This is a genomic window from Candidatus Pelagibacter sp. HIMB1623 (assembly GCF_052047695.1).
Taxonomy (GTDB): Bacteria; Pseudomonadota; Alphaproteobacteria; order Pelagibacterales; family Pelagibacteraceae; genus Pelagibacter.
In genome coordinates this window covers 22358-38510 of record NZ_JBNAJN010000004.1, presented here as the reverse complement: position 1 = coordinate 38510, position 16153 = coordinate 22358, and the positions used below count along the sequence as shown (strand labels likewise).

At 30.2% G+C, this 16153-nt stretch carries 16 protein-coding genes; all 16 read right to left on the bottom strand.

Features of this window, described 5'->3' with window-relative positions; genetic code table 11:
- Position 1: 1 nt before the first annotated feature.
- From ACTTBN_RS02425 to ACTTBN_RS02350, 16 genes are read right to left on the bottom strand one after another with little or no spacing between them, the layout of a single operon-like run.
- Positions 2–247, bottom strand: a complete 246-nt coding sequence (locus tag ACTTBN_RS02425) for a DUF1467 family protein (RefSeq protein ID WP_075506651.1) — start codon at positions 245–247, stop codon at positions 2–4.
- Positions 247–1905: a ribonuclease J gene (locus ACTTBN_RS02420; protein ID WP_440680792.1), complete on the bottom strand. Its 1659-nt coding sequence runs from the start codon at positions 1903–1905 to the stop codon at positions 247–249. The genes ACTTBN_RS02425 and ACTTBN_RS02420 overlap by 1 nt, the downstream gene beginning before the upstream one ends.
- 1 nt (position 1906) lies before the next feature.
- Positions 1907–2653 carry a type III pantothenate kinase gene (locus ACTTBN_RS02415; protein WP_075506649.1) on the bottom strand — a complete coding sequence of 249 codons (747 nt, stop codon included), beginning with the start codon at positions 2651–2653 and terminating at the stop codon, positions 1907–1909.
- Between the two features lie 5 nt (positions 2654–2658).
- Positions 2659–3195, bottom strand: a complete 537-nt coding sequence (locus ACTTBN_RS02410) for a biotin--[acetyl-CoA-carboxylase] ligase (RefSeq protein ID WP_440680791.1) — start codon at positions 3193–3195, stop codon at positions 2659–2661.
- Positions 3195–4613 (bottom strand): NADH-quinone oxidoreductase subunit NuoN, encoded by a 1419-nt coding sequence (gene nuoN, locus ACTTBN_RS02405; protein ID WP_440680790.1) that lies wholly within the window; start codon positions 4611–4613, stop codon positions 3195–3197. Before nuoN ends, ACTTBN_RS02410 begins: the two co-directional genes overlap by 1 nt.
- Position 4614: 1 nt before the next feature.
- Entirely contained in the window at positions 4615–6096 is a 1482-nt protein-coding gene (locus ACTTBN_RS02400; RefSeq protein WP_440680789.1) for an NADH-quinone oxidoreductase subunit M, read from the bottom strand.
- A complete protein-coding gene (gene nuoL, locus ACTTBN_RS02395; protein ID WP_440680788.1) occupies positions 6096–8009 on the bottom strand; it encodes an NADH-quinone oxidoreductase subunit L in 1914 nt (637 codons plus the stop codon). Before nuoL ends, ACTTBN_RS02400 begins: the two co-directional genes overlap by 1 nt.
- Before the next feature lie 2 nt (positions 8010–8011).
- Positions 8012–8323 carry an NADH-quinone oxidoreductase subunit NuoK gene (gene nuoK / locus ACTTBN_RS02390; RefSeq protein WP_075506644.1) on the bottom strand — a complete coding sequence of 104 codons (312 nt, stop codon included), beginning with the start codon at positions 8321–8323 and terminating at the stop codon, positions 8012–8014.
- Entirely contained in the window at positions 8316–8948 is a 633-nt protein-coding gene (locus ACTTBN_RS02385; protein ID WP_440680787.1) for an NADH-quinone oxidoreductase subunit J, read from the bottom strand. Before ACTTBN_RS02385 ends, nuoK begins: the two co-directional genes overlap by 8 nt.
- A complete protein-coding gene (gene nuoI / locus ACTTBN_RS02380; protein ID WP_075506642.1) occupies positions 8949–9434 on the bottom strand; it encodes an NADH-quinone oxidoreductase subunit NuoI in 486 nt (161 codons plus the stop codon).
- A gap of 2 nt (positions 9435–9436) precedes the next feature.
- Complete coding sequence (gene nuoH, locus ACTTBN_RS02375; protein ID WP_440680785.1) at positions 9437–10435, bottom strand: NADH-quinone oxidoreductase subunit NuoH; 999 nt, start codon at positions 10433–10435, stop codon at positions 9437–9439.
- A gap of 1 nt (position 10436) precedes the next feature.
- Positions 10437–12467 carry an NADH-quinone oxidoreductase subunit NuoG gene (gene nuoG, locus ACTTBN_RS02370; protein ID WP_440680784.1) on the bottom strand — a complete coding sequence of 677 codons (2031 nt, stop codon included), beginning with the start codon at positions 12465–12467 and terminating at the stop codon, positions 10437–10439.
- The gene (gene nuoF / locus ACTTBN_RS02365) at positions 12460–13791 is read right to left on the bottom strand and encodes an NADH-quinone oxidoreductase subunit NuoF (protein ID WP_440651301.1); all 1332 of its coding nucleotides are present in this window, start codon (positions 13789–13791) and stop codon (positions 12460–12462) included. The genes nuoG and nuoF overlap by 8 nt, the downstream gene beginning before the upstream one ends.
- A complete protein-coding gene (nuoE, locus tag ACTTBN_RS02360) occupies positions 13784–14392 on the bottom strand; it encodes an NADH-quinone oxidoreductase subunit NuoE (protein WP_440634898.1) in 609 nt (202 codons plus the stop codon). The genes nuoF and nuoE overlap by 8 nt, the downstream gene beginning before the upstream one ends.
- Positions 14389–15564: an NADH-quinone oxidoreductase subunit D gene (locus tag ACTTBN_RS02355; protein WP_218836792.1), complete on the bottom strand. Its 1176-nt coding sequence runs from the start codon at positions 15562–15564 to the stop codon at positions 14389–14391. The genes nuoE and ACTTBN_RS02355 overlap by 4 nt, the downstream gene beginning before the upstream one ends.
- A complete protein-coding gene (locus ACTTBN_RS02350) occupies positions 15548–16153 on the bottom strand; it encodes an NADH-quinone oxidoreductase subunit C (RefSeq protein WP_075506636.1) in 606 nt (201 codons plus the stop codon). Before ACTTBN_RS02350 ends, ACTTBN_RS02355 begins: the two co-directional genes overlap by 17 nt.

Below are 16153 nucleotides of genomic sequence, written 5' to 3'. Positions count from 1 at the left end.
CTTAACTAATCATATTTCTTAAATTTAAATATTCAAATTTTATTAGTAAATAAATAATGATAAAAATTACAGTTGTTATACCAGTGCAATACAAGAATTTTTTCAACATTTTTGGGTTTTCAGGTGATCCTGGATCTTCACCATCAATTTTTACTGTTTTTGCTCTGTTTACATCAATAGGAAGTATAGCAAAGAAGACTATCCACCATATAATTACATAGATAATTGCTAAACCAGTTACACTCATTAAATTCTGACTAAGTTAATATTAGTGAAAGGTTTTTTACCCGTTTTTTCCTTAGAAAATTTCCTACAGGCAATTTTCAATGCATCAATTAAATTATGCTCTTGCTGCTTGCTTCCAATTTTAAATGTCCTAGATGTTTTTTCTATTTCTTCTTCTAGTCCATAAACAAATTCTTCTCTATCATCTACAGGCAAACCACGAAAAGAAAGCACAGGATTGTTATGAATATTTCCTTTAGGTGTTATCATTAAAGTTACTTCAAGATATCCATTTGCACTCAAATTTTTTCTATCTTTTATTGACTGCGAGTCTGGATCAACACTTACATTGCCATCTAAATATAATCGACCACTTGGAGCTTTGTCATAAACTTCAGGCTGATTACCAGGATATAACTTAACTATATCACCATTTTCTACTTGTACAGGATATGGAACTTGCATTTCTTTTGCAAAATTTATGTGTTCTATCATGTGCCTATGTTCACCATGTACAGGTATTACACATTTAGGTTTAACCCATTGATACATTTCTTTTAAATCTTCTCTATTTGGATGACCAGAAACATGAACGAATTCAGTTTCTTCAGATATCACTTCTATACCATCTTTAACAAGTTGGTTGTGCAATTTATAAAGTTTTTTTTCATTTCCAGGTATAATTTTTGATGAAAATATCACAGCATCACCTTTTTCAATAAAAACATCAGGGTGTACATAACTAGAAATTCTCATCATCGCTCCCATTGGTTCTCCTTGGCTACCTGTGCAAAGATAAACTATTTTTTCTCTTGAGAAATTTTTAGCTTCACGAGGGTCAATTGGTTCAATTGTATTTTTTAAATATCCACATTGACGTGCAGCTTTATAAATACGATGCATCGATCTTCCAACTAGTGAAATTTGTCTTCCTGTTTGCTCAGCACAATAAAATGCTGTCTCCATTCTTGCTACATTAGATGCAAATGAAGTGATGATAATTCTCTTTTTCAATCTCGACATTACATTTAACATATTTTTTCTAACGTCAAGTTCAGATCCAGACTTGCCTGCACTAAAAACATTAGTAGAGTCACAGATCATTGCTAATACTCCTTCATCACCAATTTCTTTTAATCTCTTCTCATTAATATTTTCACCAATAAGTGGATTGGGATCTACTTTCCAATCTCCTGTGTGTAAAATAACACCAGCAGGAGTTTTTATTCTTAAGCCATTAGGTTCTAAAATTGAATGAGTTAAAGTTATATATTCAATTTGGAATGGATTTAATGAAACAGTTCCATTTAATTCAACAATTTGTAAATCATTAGTAATATCTATTTGTTTTTCTCGAAATTTCTCTCTAATCAAAACTGCTGTAAATGGAGTAGCAAATATTTTACATCTTAATTTTGGCCATAAATGTGCGATTGCTCCAATGTGATCCTCATGTGCATGAGTTAAAACTATACCCAACAAGTTATCTTTTCTTTCAACAATAAATCCAGGATCAGGATAAATTAAATCAACACCTGGTATAGTGTCATCGGCAAAAGTTACACCAATGTCTACCATTATCCATTTATGATCGCTTGGTTGACCGTAACCAAACAAATTCATGTTCATACCAATCTCACCAGATCCACCTAGTGGACAAAATAACAATTCATCTTTCATATTATTTTATTTGCTCAGAAATCTTTATTAGACCTTTAATTGTAATATCTTGGTTATGTTTAACTTTCGATTTTATTGAACTTGTAAATAAATCAGAAAATCCACCTGTCAATACAACTTTAAAGGATTTTCTTGTCTCTTTCTTAATTAAATTAATCATATTGTCAATTAAACCGGCATAACCCCAAAAAAAACCTGATCTAACAGCAGAAAGTGTGTTGCTGCCTATTACTTTTTTCATACGTTTAAGCTCAATTTTTGGGATTAAAGTAGCTCTGTCTGACAAAGTATTAAGAGACAACTTAATTCCAGGAGCTATTATTCCTCCCATATACGTATTTTTTATTAAAACATCAAATGTTGTAGCGGTACCAAAATCTAAAATTATATAATTATTTTTGTTATCCAATAAGCTTATGGCATTTGTAATTCTATCAGAGCCTACCTGCTTGTAATCAACTTTAATTTTAATCATTGATTTTAAATTCAGGTTTTTTACCTCGTTGCATTTAACTTTAGTGATTTTAGAAAAGTAGTTTTTTATAATTTTAAAAGTGTTTGGGACAACACTGCAAAACAATATTTTTTCAATTTTATTTATTTGTATTTTATTTTTTTTAAATAAGATTTTTAATTGGTTATTACTTATTTTTTTTGAAATAAAAGTAATTCTTTTTAAAATTTTATTTCTTTTGGAAACTAAAAAAATTTTAGTGTCAGTATTTCCTATGTCACCTAAAATATACATATTAATTAATTTATTTTATACATTTTTGATATTCTATTTTCAAAAACTAGTTTCAAATTTTTTTCTAATTCAGATTTATTAATTTTTTTTCCTGTTATTCTATATAAATTTGTAGCTGGATAATTTTTAATATTTGGATTTTTTATTACATTAATCCCTATTCCTGTAATTAAAAATTTTTTATCTGATTTCGTTATAATTTCTTGTAAAATCCCACTAATCTTTTTTTTATTAATTAATAAATCGTTTGGTTTTTTAAAGTTAATTTTATTTTTTATATATTTAGAGAGTGTTTGTTTAACTAATTTACAATTTAACTTTGTAACTCTTTCTATTGAAAATTTATTTTCATCAAATGGATGAAAAAAAGAGGCAAATAGATTACCTTTATATGAAATCCATTTTCTTCCATACTGACCTCGACCACTAAATTGTTTTTCAGCAACAACCATACCAAATTTATAGTTAGTTTTTTTTATTATTCTTGCAGCTGTATCGTTAGTACTTTTTATTATTTTAAAATTAAATTTCTTAAATTTCATTAAATAATATTAATTCTTGATACTACCTCAATTAATTGGCTTGGAAATATGAAGTATAAAAGAATTAATATTGTAGAAAAAGTTAATGAAAATTTTAACCATAAACTATGATCCGTATCATATTTATCTTTTTCTTTATCAAAGTACATAATCTTAATTATTCTTAAGTAATAGAAAGCTGCAACAACAGTAGATAACAATCCAACAATAGCTAAAAAATACATTGATTGTTCTAAAACCGCTTTGAAAACATAAAACTTAGCAAAAAATCCTGCTAATGGTGGTATCCCTGCCAATGAAAACAATATTACAAGTAAAGAAAGTGATAATAATGGATGATTTTTCGATAAACCAGATAAGTCATCAATATCTTCGTAATATTGATTATTTCTTCTAAGCATTAACAAACAAGAAAAAAGGGCCAAATTCATTACAACATAAATTGAAATATAAATTATTGAACTTTGAATTCCTTCATTAGAAACAGTGGCAAGACCAGCCAATGTGTAGCCTATGTGTCCAATAGAGCTATAAGCAACTAGTCTTTTAATATTTGTTTGTCCAATTGCTGCAATTGCACCAAATAGCATTGAGGCAATAGATAAAAATACAATTATCATTTGCCATTGATCGATTAGATTTAAAAAAGGTACATATAAAAATCTAATAAATACAGTTAACGCCGCAATTTTTGGTAACATTGTAAAAAATAAAGTTACTGTAGTTGGGGATCCTTCGTATACGTCTGGTGCCCACATATGGAATGGCACTGCTGAAATTTTGAACGCTAAACCTACTAAAATAAAAACTATACCAAAAGTCAGTACATACTCATTTGAATTAAGTTGTGTGGAAATCACATCAAAGTTTGTGGATCCTGAAAAACCATAAATTAGTGAACATCCATAAAGTAATAATCCTGATGATAATGCACTTAATACAAAATATTTTAAACCTGCTTCAGATGATTTTAGTTGATCTCTGTTATAAGTTGCTAAAACATATAAGGCTAATGATTGTAACTCTAGACCCATATAAAATACAATAAGATCATTAGAACTAATCATGACCATCATTCCCAGTACAGAACTCAAAATTAAAACTGGATATTCAATATTAAAAATTTTAAAAATTTTTAAATAACTAGAAGAAATAACCAATACTAGAAAACCACCTAATAATGTAATGATCTTCATAAATGAAGACATCTTATCTATTACAACACTACCATTAAACAAGGTTTCTCTATTCACAGAGAAAGTTTCGTTAATAGCTATTATAGCAGCAATCAAAAATACAAATAAAGACAAGTTAAAAGTAATCCCTGAACTATTTTTTTTAAACACGCCCAACACAAGTAAAAACATTATTGATAATGAGATAAAAATTTCAGGTAAAATTAAATTTAAATTTTCCATATTATTTGCTCGCTAAATTAATGTTATGCATATTTATTAAATCTGAAACTGAAACCTCTATTGTATTAATCAGAGGATCTGGATAAAAACCAAAAAATAAGGTTGGAATAGCTAAACAAGATAAGATTAAATATTCTGATTTATTTAAATCTAACATTTGCTTTAGATCTTCATTGACTAATTTTCCAAAAACAACTCTTTTATATAACCAAAGCATATAAGCAGCTCCTAAAATTACTCCTATGCTTGCTAACACAGCTACTAAAAAATTATCCTTAAAGGCACCCATTAAAATTAAAAATTCACCGATAAAACCACTTGTTCCAGGTAACCCTAAAGCAGCTAATGTAAATAACATAAATAAAATCGAATACTTTGGTATTATAGCAACTATACCACCATAAGAATTTATCATCCTTGAATGCATACGGTCATAAACAACACCAACACATAAAAATAGAGCTGCAGAAACTAATCCATGACTAATCATCTGAATTATACTTCCTTCTATACCTTGCTGTTGGAGAGTAAAAATACCTAAAGTTACAAAACCCATATGTGCAACAGATGAATATGCAATTAGCTTTTTCATGTCTTCCTGCATTAAAGCGATAAAAGAAGTAAAAATTATTGCTATAACACTTAAAGTATAAATAAGAGGTGTGAATACTTCAGAGGCCACAGGAAATAACCCTAGTGAAAATCTAATAAAACCATATCCTGCCATTTTTAACAAGATAGCAGCTAACAAAACTGAACCGGCTGTAGGAGCTTCAACATGGGCATCTGGCAACCAAGTGTGAACAGGCCACATAGGTGTTTTTACTGCAAAAGAACTAAAGAAAGCTAACCACAATAAATTTTGGTATTTAGCGTCAATTCCAATTTCATAAAGTTTAACTACATCTGTTGTGCCTGATATCCAGTATATTGAAATGATCGCAACCAGCATTAAGACCGATCCAAGTAAAGTATAAAGGAAAAATTTAAATGCAGAATAAACACGTTTTGGACCACCCCAAATACCAATAATTAAAAACATTGGAATTAATCCAGCCTCAAAAAATAAATAAAAAACAACTAAATCAAGTGCACAAAACACACCAATCATGAAACTTTCCATGATTAAAATTGCAATTAAAAAATCTCTTAATCTATTTTTTACTGAATTGTTAACTGAAATAATACAAAGTGGAGTTATGAAGGTTGTTAAGATTATAAATAATATAGAAATTCCATCGACACCAACTTTATAATTAATAAATCCTTCAATCCATGTTCTGTCTTCAACAAATTGAAAATCAGATATGCTTTGGTCAAAAGATATCCATAAATAAATAGAAATTAAAAAATTAACTATACTTGTAAATAAAGCTACATATTTAGCCGTTAAATTATTTCCATCTTTATCTTTTGTAAAAAAAAGAAAAAGAGCTCCTATAGTTGGTAACAAGATTAAAGATGATAAAATTGGAAAGCTCATTATTTAACTATCAAGAAGGTTAATAAAGCAGAAAAACCTAACAACATTACAAAAGCATATTGATAGATAAAACCACTTTGAAATTTATTTGCTTTAATTGAACATTTTTTTATAAAAGAAGAAATTCCATCAGGACCAAATCCATCTATTATAGTTCCATCACAAACTTTCCATAAAAATGTCCCTAGTTTTTTCGATGATTTAATAAAAATAACCTCATACAACTCATCAAAGTACCATTTATTGACAAGGAAATTGTATAAAGGTTTATTCATTGAAGCTATTTCATTTGGCAACTCTTTGTTCTTAACAAATAAGTAATAAGCAATAGGTATTGATAGGATAACTAAACTAGGTGTTAAAAGTAAAAACCATGTTGGTGGATGATCTGTGCTTAGAGGTTCTAAAAATTTGATTGATTCTGACCAAAAGTAATTTTCACCACCATGTCCAATGAACAAATCCTTAAATAACATGCCTGCAAAAATTGCACCAATAGAAAGCACAAATAACGGAACAAGCATTACCAAAGGTGACTCGTGCGTTTCCTCAATTTTAATCTCTTTATTATTATATTCGCCATGAAATGTTTTGAATATTAGTCTCCACGAATAAACTGACGTTAAAAATGCAGTAACTATTCCAATACCAGCTGCATAATAACCTGTTGTATTTCCTTTCAAATATGCAAATTCAATAATTGCATCTTTTGAATAAAAGCCTGATAAGAAAGGAAAACCTGTTAAAGCAAGAGTTCCTATAATCATTAAAGCATAAGTGTAAGGTAATTTTCTCCATACACCTCCCATGTTGTTAATATTTTGCTCATCTTTAAAAGCATGAATTACTGATCCTGATCCTAAAAATAATAAAGCTTTAAAAAATGCATGCGTAAATAAATGAAACATAGCAACATTGTAAGCTCCTACACCAGCTGCGAAAAACATGTAACCTAACTGACTACAAGTTGAATAAGCAATTATTTTTTTAATATCTGTTTGAACCAAAGCTACCGTTGCAGCAAAAAAAGCTGTTGTCATTCCAACTACAGTAATCAAGTTTAAAATTACTGGAGAAAATTCATATATAGGTGAACATCTAACAACTAAAAATACGCCTGCAGTAACCATTGTTGCAGCATGAATTAAAGCAGAAACTGGCGTTGGTCCCTCCATCGCATCAGGTAACCATGTATGAAGTAAGATTTGAGCTGATTTACCCATAGCTCCGATAAATAACAATAAGCAAACCAAATCTATCGCTTTAACCTCAAAACCTAAGAAGGATAAATCTTTATCTACAACTGTTGGAATTTGTTGGAAAACTTCATCATAATTTACAGTTCCAAATAAATAAAAAACCAAAAAAATACCTAACGCAAAACCAAAGTCACCTACTCTATTAACTACAAATGCTTTGATTGCAGCTGCATTGGCACTTTCTTTTTTAAACCAAAAACCAATTAGGAAGTAAGAACAAAGACCAACTCCCTCCCAACCAAAAAATAGTTGAATAAAATTATCTGATGTTACAAGCATTAACATTGCAAATGTAAATAATGATAGGTAAGCCATAAATCTTGGTTTATGTGGATCGTGAGACATGTATCCGATAGAATAAATATGGACTAATGCTGATACAGAAGTAACTACAACCAACATCACAGCTGATAGAGGATCAATTAACATTGACCAATTAACATCAAGTGAACCTGAATTAATCCAAGTTGCTATAACAATATTTTCCTCATATTGATTAACAATTACCTGATACAATACAATTATTGATAAAATTGCAGATATAGAAACTAATACACTAGTTACTATTTCAGAATTTCTATCACCAATGTAACGTCCAAAAAAGCCTGAAATAATTGATGCTATTAATGGAAGAAATAAAATTGAAAGTTCCATTATTATCCTTTCAACTCATCAATTTCTTCAACTCTGATAGTTCCAGAGTTTCTGTAGTAAACAACGATTATAGCCAAACCAATCGCAGCTTCTGCAGCTGCTACAGTTAAAATAAATAAGGTAAATACTTGACCAGCTAAATCTCCAAGAAAAATTGAAAAAGCAACTAAGTTGATATTTACAGCTAATAAAATCAATTCAATACTCATTAATATAACAATAATATTTTTTCTATTAAGAAAAATTCCAATAACTCCAATTGAAAAAATCACAGCACCTAAAGTTAAATAGTGTCCTAAACCTATCTCAGTCATCTATTTTAACTCCTTTGTTAGAAGCAACTTCTACAACACTTACTCCTTCTGCTCTTTCACGAGAAATTTGTTTTATATAACTTTGTCTTTTTACGTTTGATCTTTGTCTAAAAGTCAGAACGATTGCTCCAACCATCGCAACTAACAAAATCATACCACTGACTTGAAATATATGTATGTAATCAGTGTATAATACTTGACCTAGTGAGTGTGTGTTACTTAAGTCTGAAACTTTTAATGAATTGTTAACATCAAAAATCTCTGGTTTATACTTCCATCCACCAATTACAATAATTAATTCAAAGAAAATGATTGTGCTAATAATTAGTCCAACAGGAATATGTTTTGAGCTAGCAGCAGACGCAAACCATTGATTTTTTTGTTGAGCAACATTTAGCATCATTACAACAAAAAGAAATAAAACTGCTACGGCTCCAACGTAAACAATTAACATTATCATACCTAAGAACTCAGCACCAATCATAATAAATAGACAAGAAATACTGATAAAATCTAATATTAAAAAAAATACTGAATGGACAGTATTTTTAGATACTGTAACCATTATTGCAGAAACAACTGCAATTATAGAAAAAGTGTAGAAGAAAATAGCGTGAGCAATCATTTATCTATGTGAACTATCTGCTTTTATGTTAGCGTCTAGAATATTCTCCCATCTATCACCATTATCTAATAGTTTTTCTTTTGTGTAATATAATTCTTCTCTTGTCTCTGTCGAAAATTCAAAATTTGGACCTTGCACTATAGCATCAACAGGACAAGCTTCTTCACATAAACCACAATAAATACATTTCATCATGTCGATATCATACCGAGTTGTTTTTCTACTGCCGTCTTCTCTTTGAGCAGACTCGATTGTGATTGCTTGAGCAGGACATACAGCTTCACAAAGTTTACATGCAATACATCTTTCTTCACCATTTGGATATCTTCTTAAAGCGTGCTCACCTCTAAATCTAGGGCTAATTTTTCCTTTTTCAAAAGGATAGTTGATTGTTTTTTTTGGTTTAAACAATTCTTTTATTGCAATGAATAATCCTCCTACAAAATCTACCATGAAAATAGTTTTAAAAAATCTAGATAAATTCATAATTAGTTTGTTGGTAAAAGGTTAAAGTAAAATAAATAACTTGAAGTTAAAACAACCCAAGTTAAGGACAAAGGAAGAAATACCTTCCAACCTAATCTCATTAATTGGTCATATCTATATCTTGGTACAATTGCTTTTACTAAAGCAAATAAGAAAAATAAAAGTAAAATTTTTAAAATTAACCAAATTGCACCTGGAACTAAATTAAATGGATAAATATCTATCGGAGATAACCATCCACCTAAGAATAATATAGCTCCCATAGCACACATCAATAAGATGTTTGCATATTCACCTAACCAAAACATTGCATACATCATTCCTGAATATTCTGTCTGGTATCCAGCAACTAATTCTGCTTCAGCTTCGGGTAAATCAAAAGGTGGTCTATTAGTTTCAGCTAAAGCGGAGATAAAAAATATTACAAACATTGGAAATAAGGGAATTACAAACCATAGATTTTGTTGAGCAATTACAATGTCATTCAAATTCAATGAGCCTACACACAACAATACATTGATAATAATAACCCCAATAGAAACTTCATATGATACCATTTGCGCTGCAGATCTAATTGCACCTAAGAAAGGATATTTAGAGTTTGAAGCCCATCCTCCCATAATTATTCCATAAACACCTAGCGATGAAACAGCAAATAGATAAAGTATACCAACATTAATATCAGCTAAGACCTGTGTTGCACTAAATGGTATAACAGCCCAAGCTATCAAGGCTAATGTCATAGTAACGATAGGTGCTAATATGAAGATTACTTTGTTTGAGCTTGATGGGATGATTATTTCTTTAAAAATATATTTCAACGCATCAGCTAAAGATTGAAGTAATCCAAATGGTCCAACTACATTAGGTCCTTGTCTTTTTTGGACAAAAGCCCAAACTCGTCTATCTAGCCACACAATCATAGCTACAGAAACCAAAACTGGAACTAACAAAAATAAAATTTTGTATACCTCTTGAAAGACTATATTCAAATATTCCATCTTAACCTTCTGTGCCTGTTGATTTTAAATTCATTTTTGTATTATTGCACTCGATCATAGTTTTTGATGATTTAGCAACAACATTAGAAAAATAATAATCTTTAATTTCAATTTTTAAATTTTCATTATTAAAATCAGAATTCGATTTGTTATTATTTTGTTCAGTTTGTTTTTCACTTTGCAATTTTAAATAATTTAACATGCTGCTATCTAGCTCTTCTTTATCGTTAAACAATTTTCTATTATTCATGAATTCAGCTAGTTCATTTATTATCAACCAATCTTCTTTTGCATCTCCAGGTGGATAAGAAGCCTTAAATGCTTTTTGAATTTTTCCCTCTAAATTTGTATAATAACCGTCTTGTTCTGTATAAGCTGAGCCAGGTAAAATTATATCTGCGCACTCTGCCCCTTTGTCACCATGGCTCCCTTGATAAATAACAAATTCATTTTTTTTAACAAAATTTAAATTATCTTGACCTATTAAAAACACTATTTCAAATTTATTTGATTTTAAATCTTCTATTAAATTTGTTTTATTATTTAAAACCCCTAAATCAAAATTTCCTACAGTTGCTGCATCACATGATAAAACATTCAAAGGATTCCACTCTTCTGAGAACTTGTTTTTTTTATTCAAAAAATCTTTTAAATTATCAAATAAATATTGTGCATTTTCTAATCTTAATAAAGACTCACCAATAATTATCATTGGTTTTTTTGCACTTTCTATTTCTTTTGAAAGTTTATGTGTGTCATCTATAATTTCTTTTATTGTTTTAGTTTGTCCATCTAAGCTTTCATAAGGATAAGTTAGATCTCCACAATCATTTAATGATACAATTCTTGTACTATTATTTAGATAAGATTTTCTAATTCTTGCATTTAAAATTGTGGCTTCATACCTAGGATTGGCGCCTAACAATAAAATTAAATCAGCATCTTCAATTCCGTTAATTGAGGAATTAAACAAATAATTTTCTCTTTTTGAAATATTAATATATCTATTATCTGATCTTGATTCATAATTATCAGTTTCAAGTGTTCGGTCAAAAAATTCTTTAAAAATGTACGCAGTTTCCATGTTTGTTAAATCTCCAACAAAACCAGATACTTTTTCTTTTGATGTATTTTCTAATTTAGATTTTATTATTTTATAAACTTCTTGCCACGAAGCTTTCTCAAATTTACCATTGTATTTAATATACGGGGTATCTAATCTTTGATGAAGTAAGCCATCACACGCATATCTGGTTTTATCTGAAATCCATTCTTCATTAATATCTTCATTAATTATTGGAAGAACTCTTTTTACTTCCCAATCGTATGTATCAACTCTAATGTTTGAACCTATTGCATCCATGACATCAATTGTTTCAGTCTTTTTTAACTCCCATGGTCTCGCTTCAAAAACATAAGGTTTTGATGTCAAAGCTCCAACAGGACATAAATCAACTACATTGGCAGATAATTCTGATTGCATTGATTGCTCAAGATATGTTGTAATTTGCATATCCTCACCTCTACCTATAGCACCAAGTTCTGGAACGCCTGCAACTTCAGTAGCAAATCGCACACATCTTGTACAATGTATGCATCTTGTCATTTGAGTTTTGATTAATGGGCCCATATTTTTTTCTGGAACTGCTCTTTTATTTTCTTTAAATCTTGATTTATCTACCCCATAAAACATTGATTGATCTTGAAGATCACACTCACCACCTTGGTCACATACAGGACAATCTAAAGGGTGATTTGCTAGTAAAAATTCCATTACACCTTTTCTAGCTTTTTCAACTAAACTTGTATTTGTTTTAATATTCATTCCCTCTGCGGCAGGCATTGCACATGACGCAATAGGTTTTGGTGATTTTTCCATTTCAACCAAACACATTCTGCAATTTCCAGCTATAGATAATTTTTCATGATAACAAAATCTAGGTATCTCAACTCCTGCTTTTTCACAGGCTTGAAGAACTGTTAACCCTTCTTCAACTTCTACATCAATGTCATTTACTTTCAATTTAAGCATTTTTTTTATCTAATAAATGTTGATCAACCAAATAAGGTATATTATTTTTTTTCTGAACAATTGGGTCCAAATTGTTTCTTTCTTGAATTTCTTTTTTAAAATGTCTTAACAAACCTTGAACTGGCCATGAAGAACCTTCCCCAAATGCACAAATTGTATGACCAGCGATTTGGGTTGTTACATCTCCTAACATGTCTACTTCATCTTTAGTTGCATCACCTTTTGCCATACGTTCAAGCATTCTCCACATCCATCCAGAACCTTCTCTGCAAGGTGTACATTGTCCACAACTTTCATGTTTGTAAAATCTAGCAATTCTCGCCATACATTTAATAATGTCTTGATCTTTATTGATAACCACTATCCCTGCTGTCCCTAATCCACTTTTTTCTTCGACACACGCATCAAAATCCATTTTTAATGTTTCGCATCTGTCTTTTGGAATTAGAGGCATAGAGGATCCACCTGGTATTACAGCTTGTAAATTATCCCATCCGCCAATCACTCCACCAGCGTGAACTTCTATTAATTCTTTTAAAGGAATGCTCATTTCCTCTTCTACATTACAAGGATTGTTAACATTTCCAGAAATACAGAAAATTTTAGTACCTGTATTTTTTTCTCTTCCTAAAGAAGCAAACCATTTCGCTCCTCTTCGTAAAATAGTTGGTACCACAGCAATCGTTTCAACATTATTAATTATAGTTGGACAACCATATAAACCAATCAAAGCTGGGAAAGGTGGTTTTAGTCTTGGTTGACCCTTTTTACCCTCTAAACTTTCAAGTAATGCTGTTTCTTCACCACAAATATACGCTCCTGCTCCATAATGAATATAAATATCTAAATCCCAGCCAGTTCCAGCTGCATTTTTTCCCAATAGTTTTTTCTCATAAGCTTCATCAATTGCAGCTTGAAGTTTTTGACCATCAATAAAATATTCTCCTCTAATATATATGTAGCAAACGTGTGCTTGAACTGCGTATGATGCTATTAGACAACCCTCTATTAGTTTATGAGGTTCAAATCTTAAAATATCTCTATCTTTACAAGTGCCTGGTTCAGACTCATCACCATTAATAACTAAATAATGTGGTCTGGATCCAACTTCTTTGGGTGCAAATGACCATTTTAAACCAGTAGGAAATCCTGCTCCACCACGACCTCTAAGTTGAGACTCTTTAATTTCATTAATAATCCAATCTCTTCCTTTTTCAGTAATTTCTTTAGTGTTTACCCAATCACCTCTTGATTGTGACGCTGCTACATCAGAACCTTTATCATTATATAAATTTTGAAAAATTCTATCTTGATCTTTAAGCATTTTTTAAATCCATTAGTGTTTTTCTATTATTCTCTGGCTCATTATTAATTCTTCCTCTGTATGAACCTGGTTTTGGAGTCTCTCCGTTTAAAATTTTATCTAAAATCTCAGATGTTTTTTCTTTATCAAGATCTTCGTAATAATCATCATTTATTTGCATCATAGGAGCAGTCACGCATGCACCTAAGCATTCAACTTCCATCCATGAACAACTCTTATCACTTGATAATTCACATTCATTTTCAGAAATTTTTTCCTTACAAGCTTCAACCAATTTATTTGCACCTCTTATCATACAAGGTGTTGTAGTGCATACTTGAACAAAATATTTTCCAACTGGAGATAGATTGTACATTGTGTAGAAAGTGGCAACCTCATAAACTTTTATATAAGGCATGTCTAAAAACTTAGCGATATACTTCATTGCAGCTAATGGTATCCAATTATTATTTTGTCTTTGAGCAATATAAAGTAAGGCCATCACAGCACTTTGTTGTTTTCCTTTTGGATATTTTGCAACAATATTATTTGCTGCCTCTAAAGAGGTAGTATTAAATTCGAAACTTTCTGGTTGATCTTTTGCTGGTTTTCTTAAACTCATCTATCCACCTCACCGAAAACAATGTCTAATGAACCTAAAACCGCTGGTACATCTGCTAACATGTGTCCTTTAATTAAATAATCCATTGATTGCAAATGTGAAAAACCCGGAGCTCTAATCTTGCATTTATAAGGTTTGCTTGAACCATCAGAAATTAAATAAACTCCAAATTCTCCCTTAGGTGCTTCAACAGCTGTGTAAATCTCGTCCTTAGGCACTCTATAACCCTCAGTAAATAGTTTAAAATGATGAATTAACGCTTCCATTGATTGCTTAATATCTTTTTTTGATGGCGGGCTAATTTTGCCATCTAATGATTTAATTGGTCCTTTTTCCATTTTAGATAAACACTGTTTGATAATAGAAACACTCTCTTTCATCTCTTCAATTCTGCATAAATATCTATCGTAACAATCACCATTTTTTCCAACTGGTATTTTAAAATCTAAATCTTCATAACAATCATAAGGTTGGGACTTTCTTAAATCCCAAGGTACTCCTGATCCTCTAATCATAACTCCTGAAAAAGAATAATCTAAAGCATCTTCTTTACTTACAATTCCAATATCAACATTTCTTTGTTTGAAAATTCTATTGTCTGTTAAAAGACTTTCCAAATCATTAATCACTTTTGGAAATGTATCGCAAAAGTTTGAGATATCTTCCTCTAAACCTTTTGGTAAATCTTGGTGAACACCTCCTGCTCTAAAGTAGTTGGCGTGTAATCTTGATCCAGAAGCTCTTTCGTAAAATGTCATTAATGTTTCTCGTTCTTCAAAACCCCAAAGTGATGGAGTTAAAGCGCCAACATCAAGTGCTTGAGTTGTTACGTTAAGAATATGACTTAATATTCGTCCTATTTCACAAAAAATAACCCTTATATACTGAGCTCTGATCGGCACATCTATTTTAAGAATTTTTTCTACAGCAAGAGCAAAGGCATGTTCTTGATTCATTGGAGCTACGTAATCCAAACGGTCAAAATAAGGAACAGCCTGCATATATGTTTTGTTTTCAATTAATTTTTCAGTGCCTCTGTGAAGCAAACCTATATGTGGGTCTGCTTTTTCAACAACCTCACCGTCTAATTCTAATATTAATCTTAATACACCGTGAGCTGCTGGATGTTGAGGACCAAAATTTAGATTTAAATTTTTAATTTTTTTTGTCATTATTTTCAATTTCTTCTTTAATGTATTTTGTTCCTTCCCAAGGACTCTCGTAATCAAAATTTCTATAATTTTGCTCTAGTTTAACTGGTTCGCTAATAACTTTTTTTTGATCTTCGCTATATCTAACTTCAGAATGACCAGTTAAAGGAAAATCTTTTCTTAAAGGATGTCCTTCGAATCCATAATCTGTAAGTATTCTTCTTAAATCAGGATGATCTTTGAAATTTACACCATACATGTCAAAAACTTCTCTTTCCATCCAATTTGCTGCAGGAAAAACACTTGTTAAAGAAGGTATAACTTCATTTTCAGAAATGGAGTATTTTAGAACTAGTCTTTGATTAAATTCATGACTTAAAAATAAGTAAACTACTTGAAATCTTTGATTATTTTCAGGATAATCCACTACAGTAATATCTATTAACTGCCGAAATTTTGTATCAAGATTAGTTTTTAAGAATAATATTACATCTAAAAAATCATCTTTATCTGTTTCTAGATAAATTTGATTATGTTTTATTTCTGAATTATTAATTTTCGTGGTTAATTCAGAATTAATTTTTTTTTCTAGATCCTCTAAACTATTCAT

What these genes read in the sequence shown, in the direction of transcription:
- nuoF (WP_440651301.1), bottom strand. Translation starts at nt 13,791, where the DNA reads ATGCTTAAAGATCAAGATAGAATTTTTCAAAATTTATATAATGATAAA.
- ACTTBN_RS02425 (WP_075506651.1), bottom strand. Translation starts at nt 247, where the DNA reads ATGAGTGTAACTGGTTTAGCAATTATCTATGTAATTATATGGTGGATA.
- ACTTBN_RS02355 (WP_218836792.1), bottom strand. Translation starts at nt 15,564, where the DNA reads ATGACAAAAAAAATTAAAAATTTAAATCTAAATTTTGGTCCTCAACAT.
- ACTTBN_RS02415 (WP_075506649.1), bottom strand. Translation starts at nt 2,653, where the DNA reads ATGTATATTTTAGGTGACATAGGAAATACTGACACTAAAATTTTTTTA.
- nuoL (WP_440680788.1), bottom strand. Translation starts at nt 8,009, where the DNA reads ATGGAACTTTCAATTTTATTTCTTCCATTAATAGCATCAATTATTTCA.
- nuoK (WP_075506644.1), bottom strand. Translation starts at nt 8,323, where the DNA reads ATGACTGAGATAGGTTTAGGACACTATTTAACTTTAGGTGCTGTGATT.
- nuoH (WP_440680785.1), bottom strand. Translation starts at nt 10,435, where the DNA reads ATGGAATATTTGAATATAGTCTTTCAAGAGGTATACAAAATTTTATTT.
- ACTTBN_RS02410 (WP_440680791.1), bottom strand. Translation starts at nt 3,195, where the DNA reads ATGAAATTTAAGAAATTTAATTTTAAAATAATAAAAAGTACTAACGAT.
- nuoI (WP_075506642.1), bottom strand. Translation starts at nt 9,434, where the DNA reads ATGAATTTATCTAGATTTTTTAAAACTATTTTCATGGTAGATTTTGTA.
- ACTTBN_RS02350 (WP_075506636.1), bottom strand. Translation starts at nt 16,153, where the DNA reads ATGAATAGTTTAGAGGATCTAGAAAAAAAAATTAATTCTGAATTAACC.
- ACTTBN_RS02400 (WP_440680789.1), bottom strand. Translation starts at nt 6,096, where the DNA reads ATGAGCTTTCCAATTTTATCATCTTTAATCTTGTTACCAACTATAGGA.
- nuoG (WP_440680784.1), bottom strand. Translation starts at nt 12,467, where the DNA reads ATGCTTAAATTGAAAGTAAATGACATTGATGTAGAAGTTGAAGAAGGG.
- nuoN (WP_440680790.1), bottom strand. Translation starts at nt 4,613, where the DNA reads ATGGAAAATTTAAATTTAATTTTACCTGAAATTTTTATCTCATTATCA.
- ACTTBN_RS02420 (WP_440680792.1), bottom strand. Translation starts at nt 1,905, where the DNA reads ATGAAAGATGAATTGTTATTTTGTCCACTAGGTGGATCTGGTGAGATT.
- nuoE (WP_440634898.1), bottom strand. Translation starts at nt 14,392, where the DNA reads ATGAGTTTAAGAAAACCAGCAAAAGATCAACCAGAAAGTTTCGAATTT.
- ACTTBN_RS02385 (WP_440680787.1), bottom strand. Translation starts at nt 8,948, where the DNA reads ATGATTGCTCACGCTATTTTCTTCTACACTTTTTCTATAATTGCAGTT.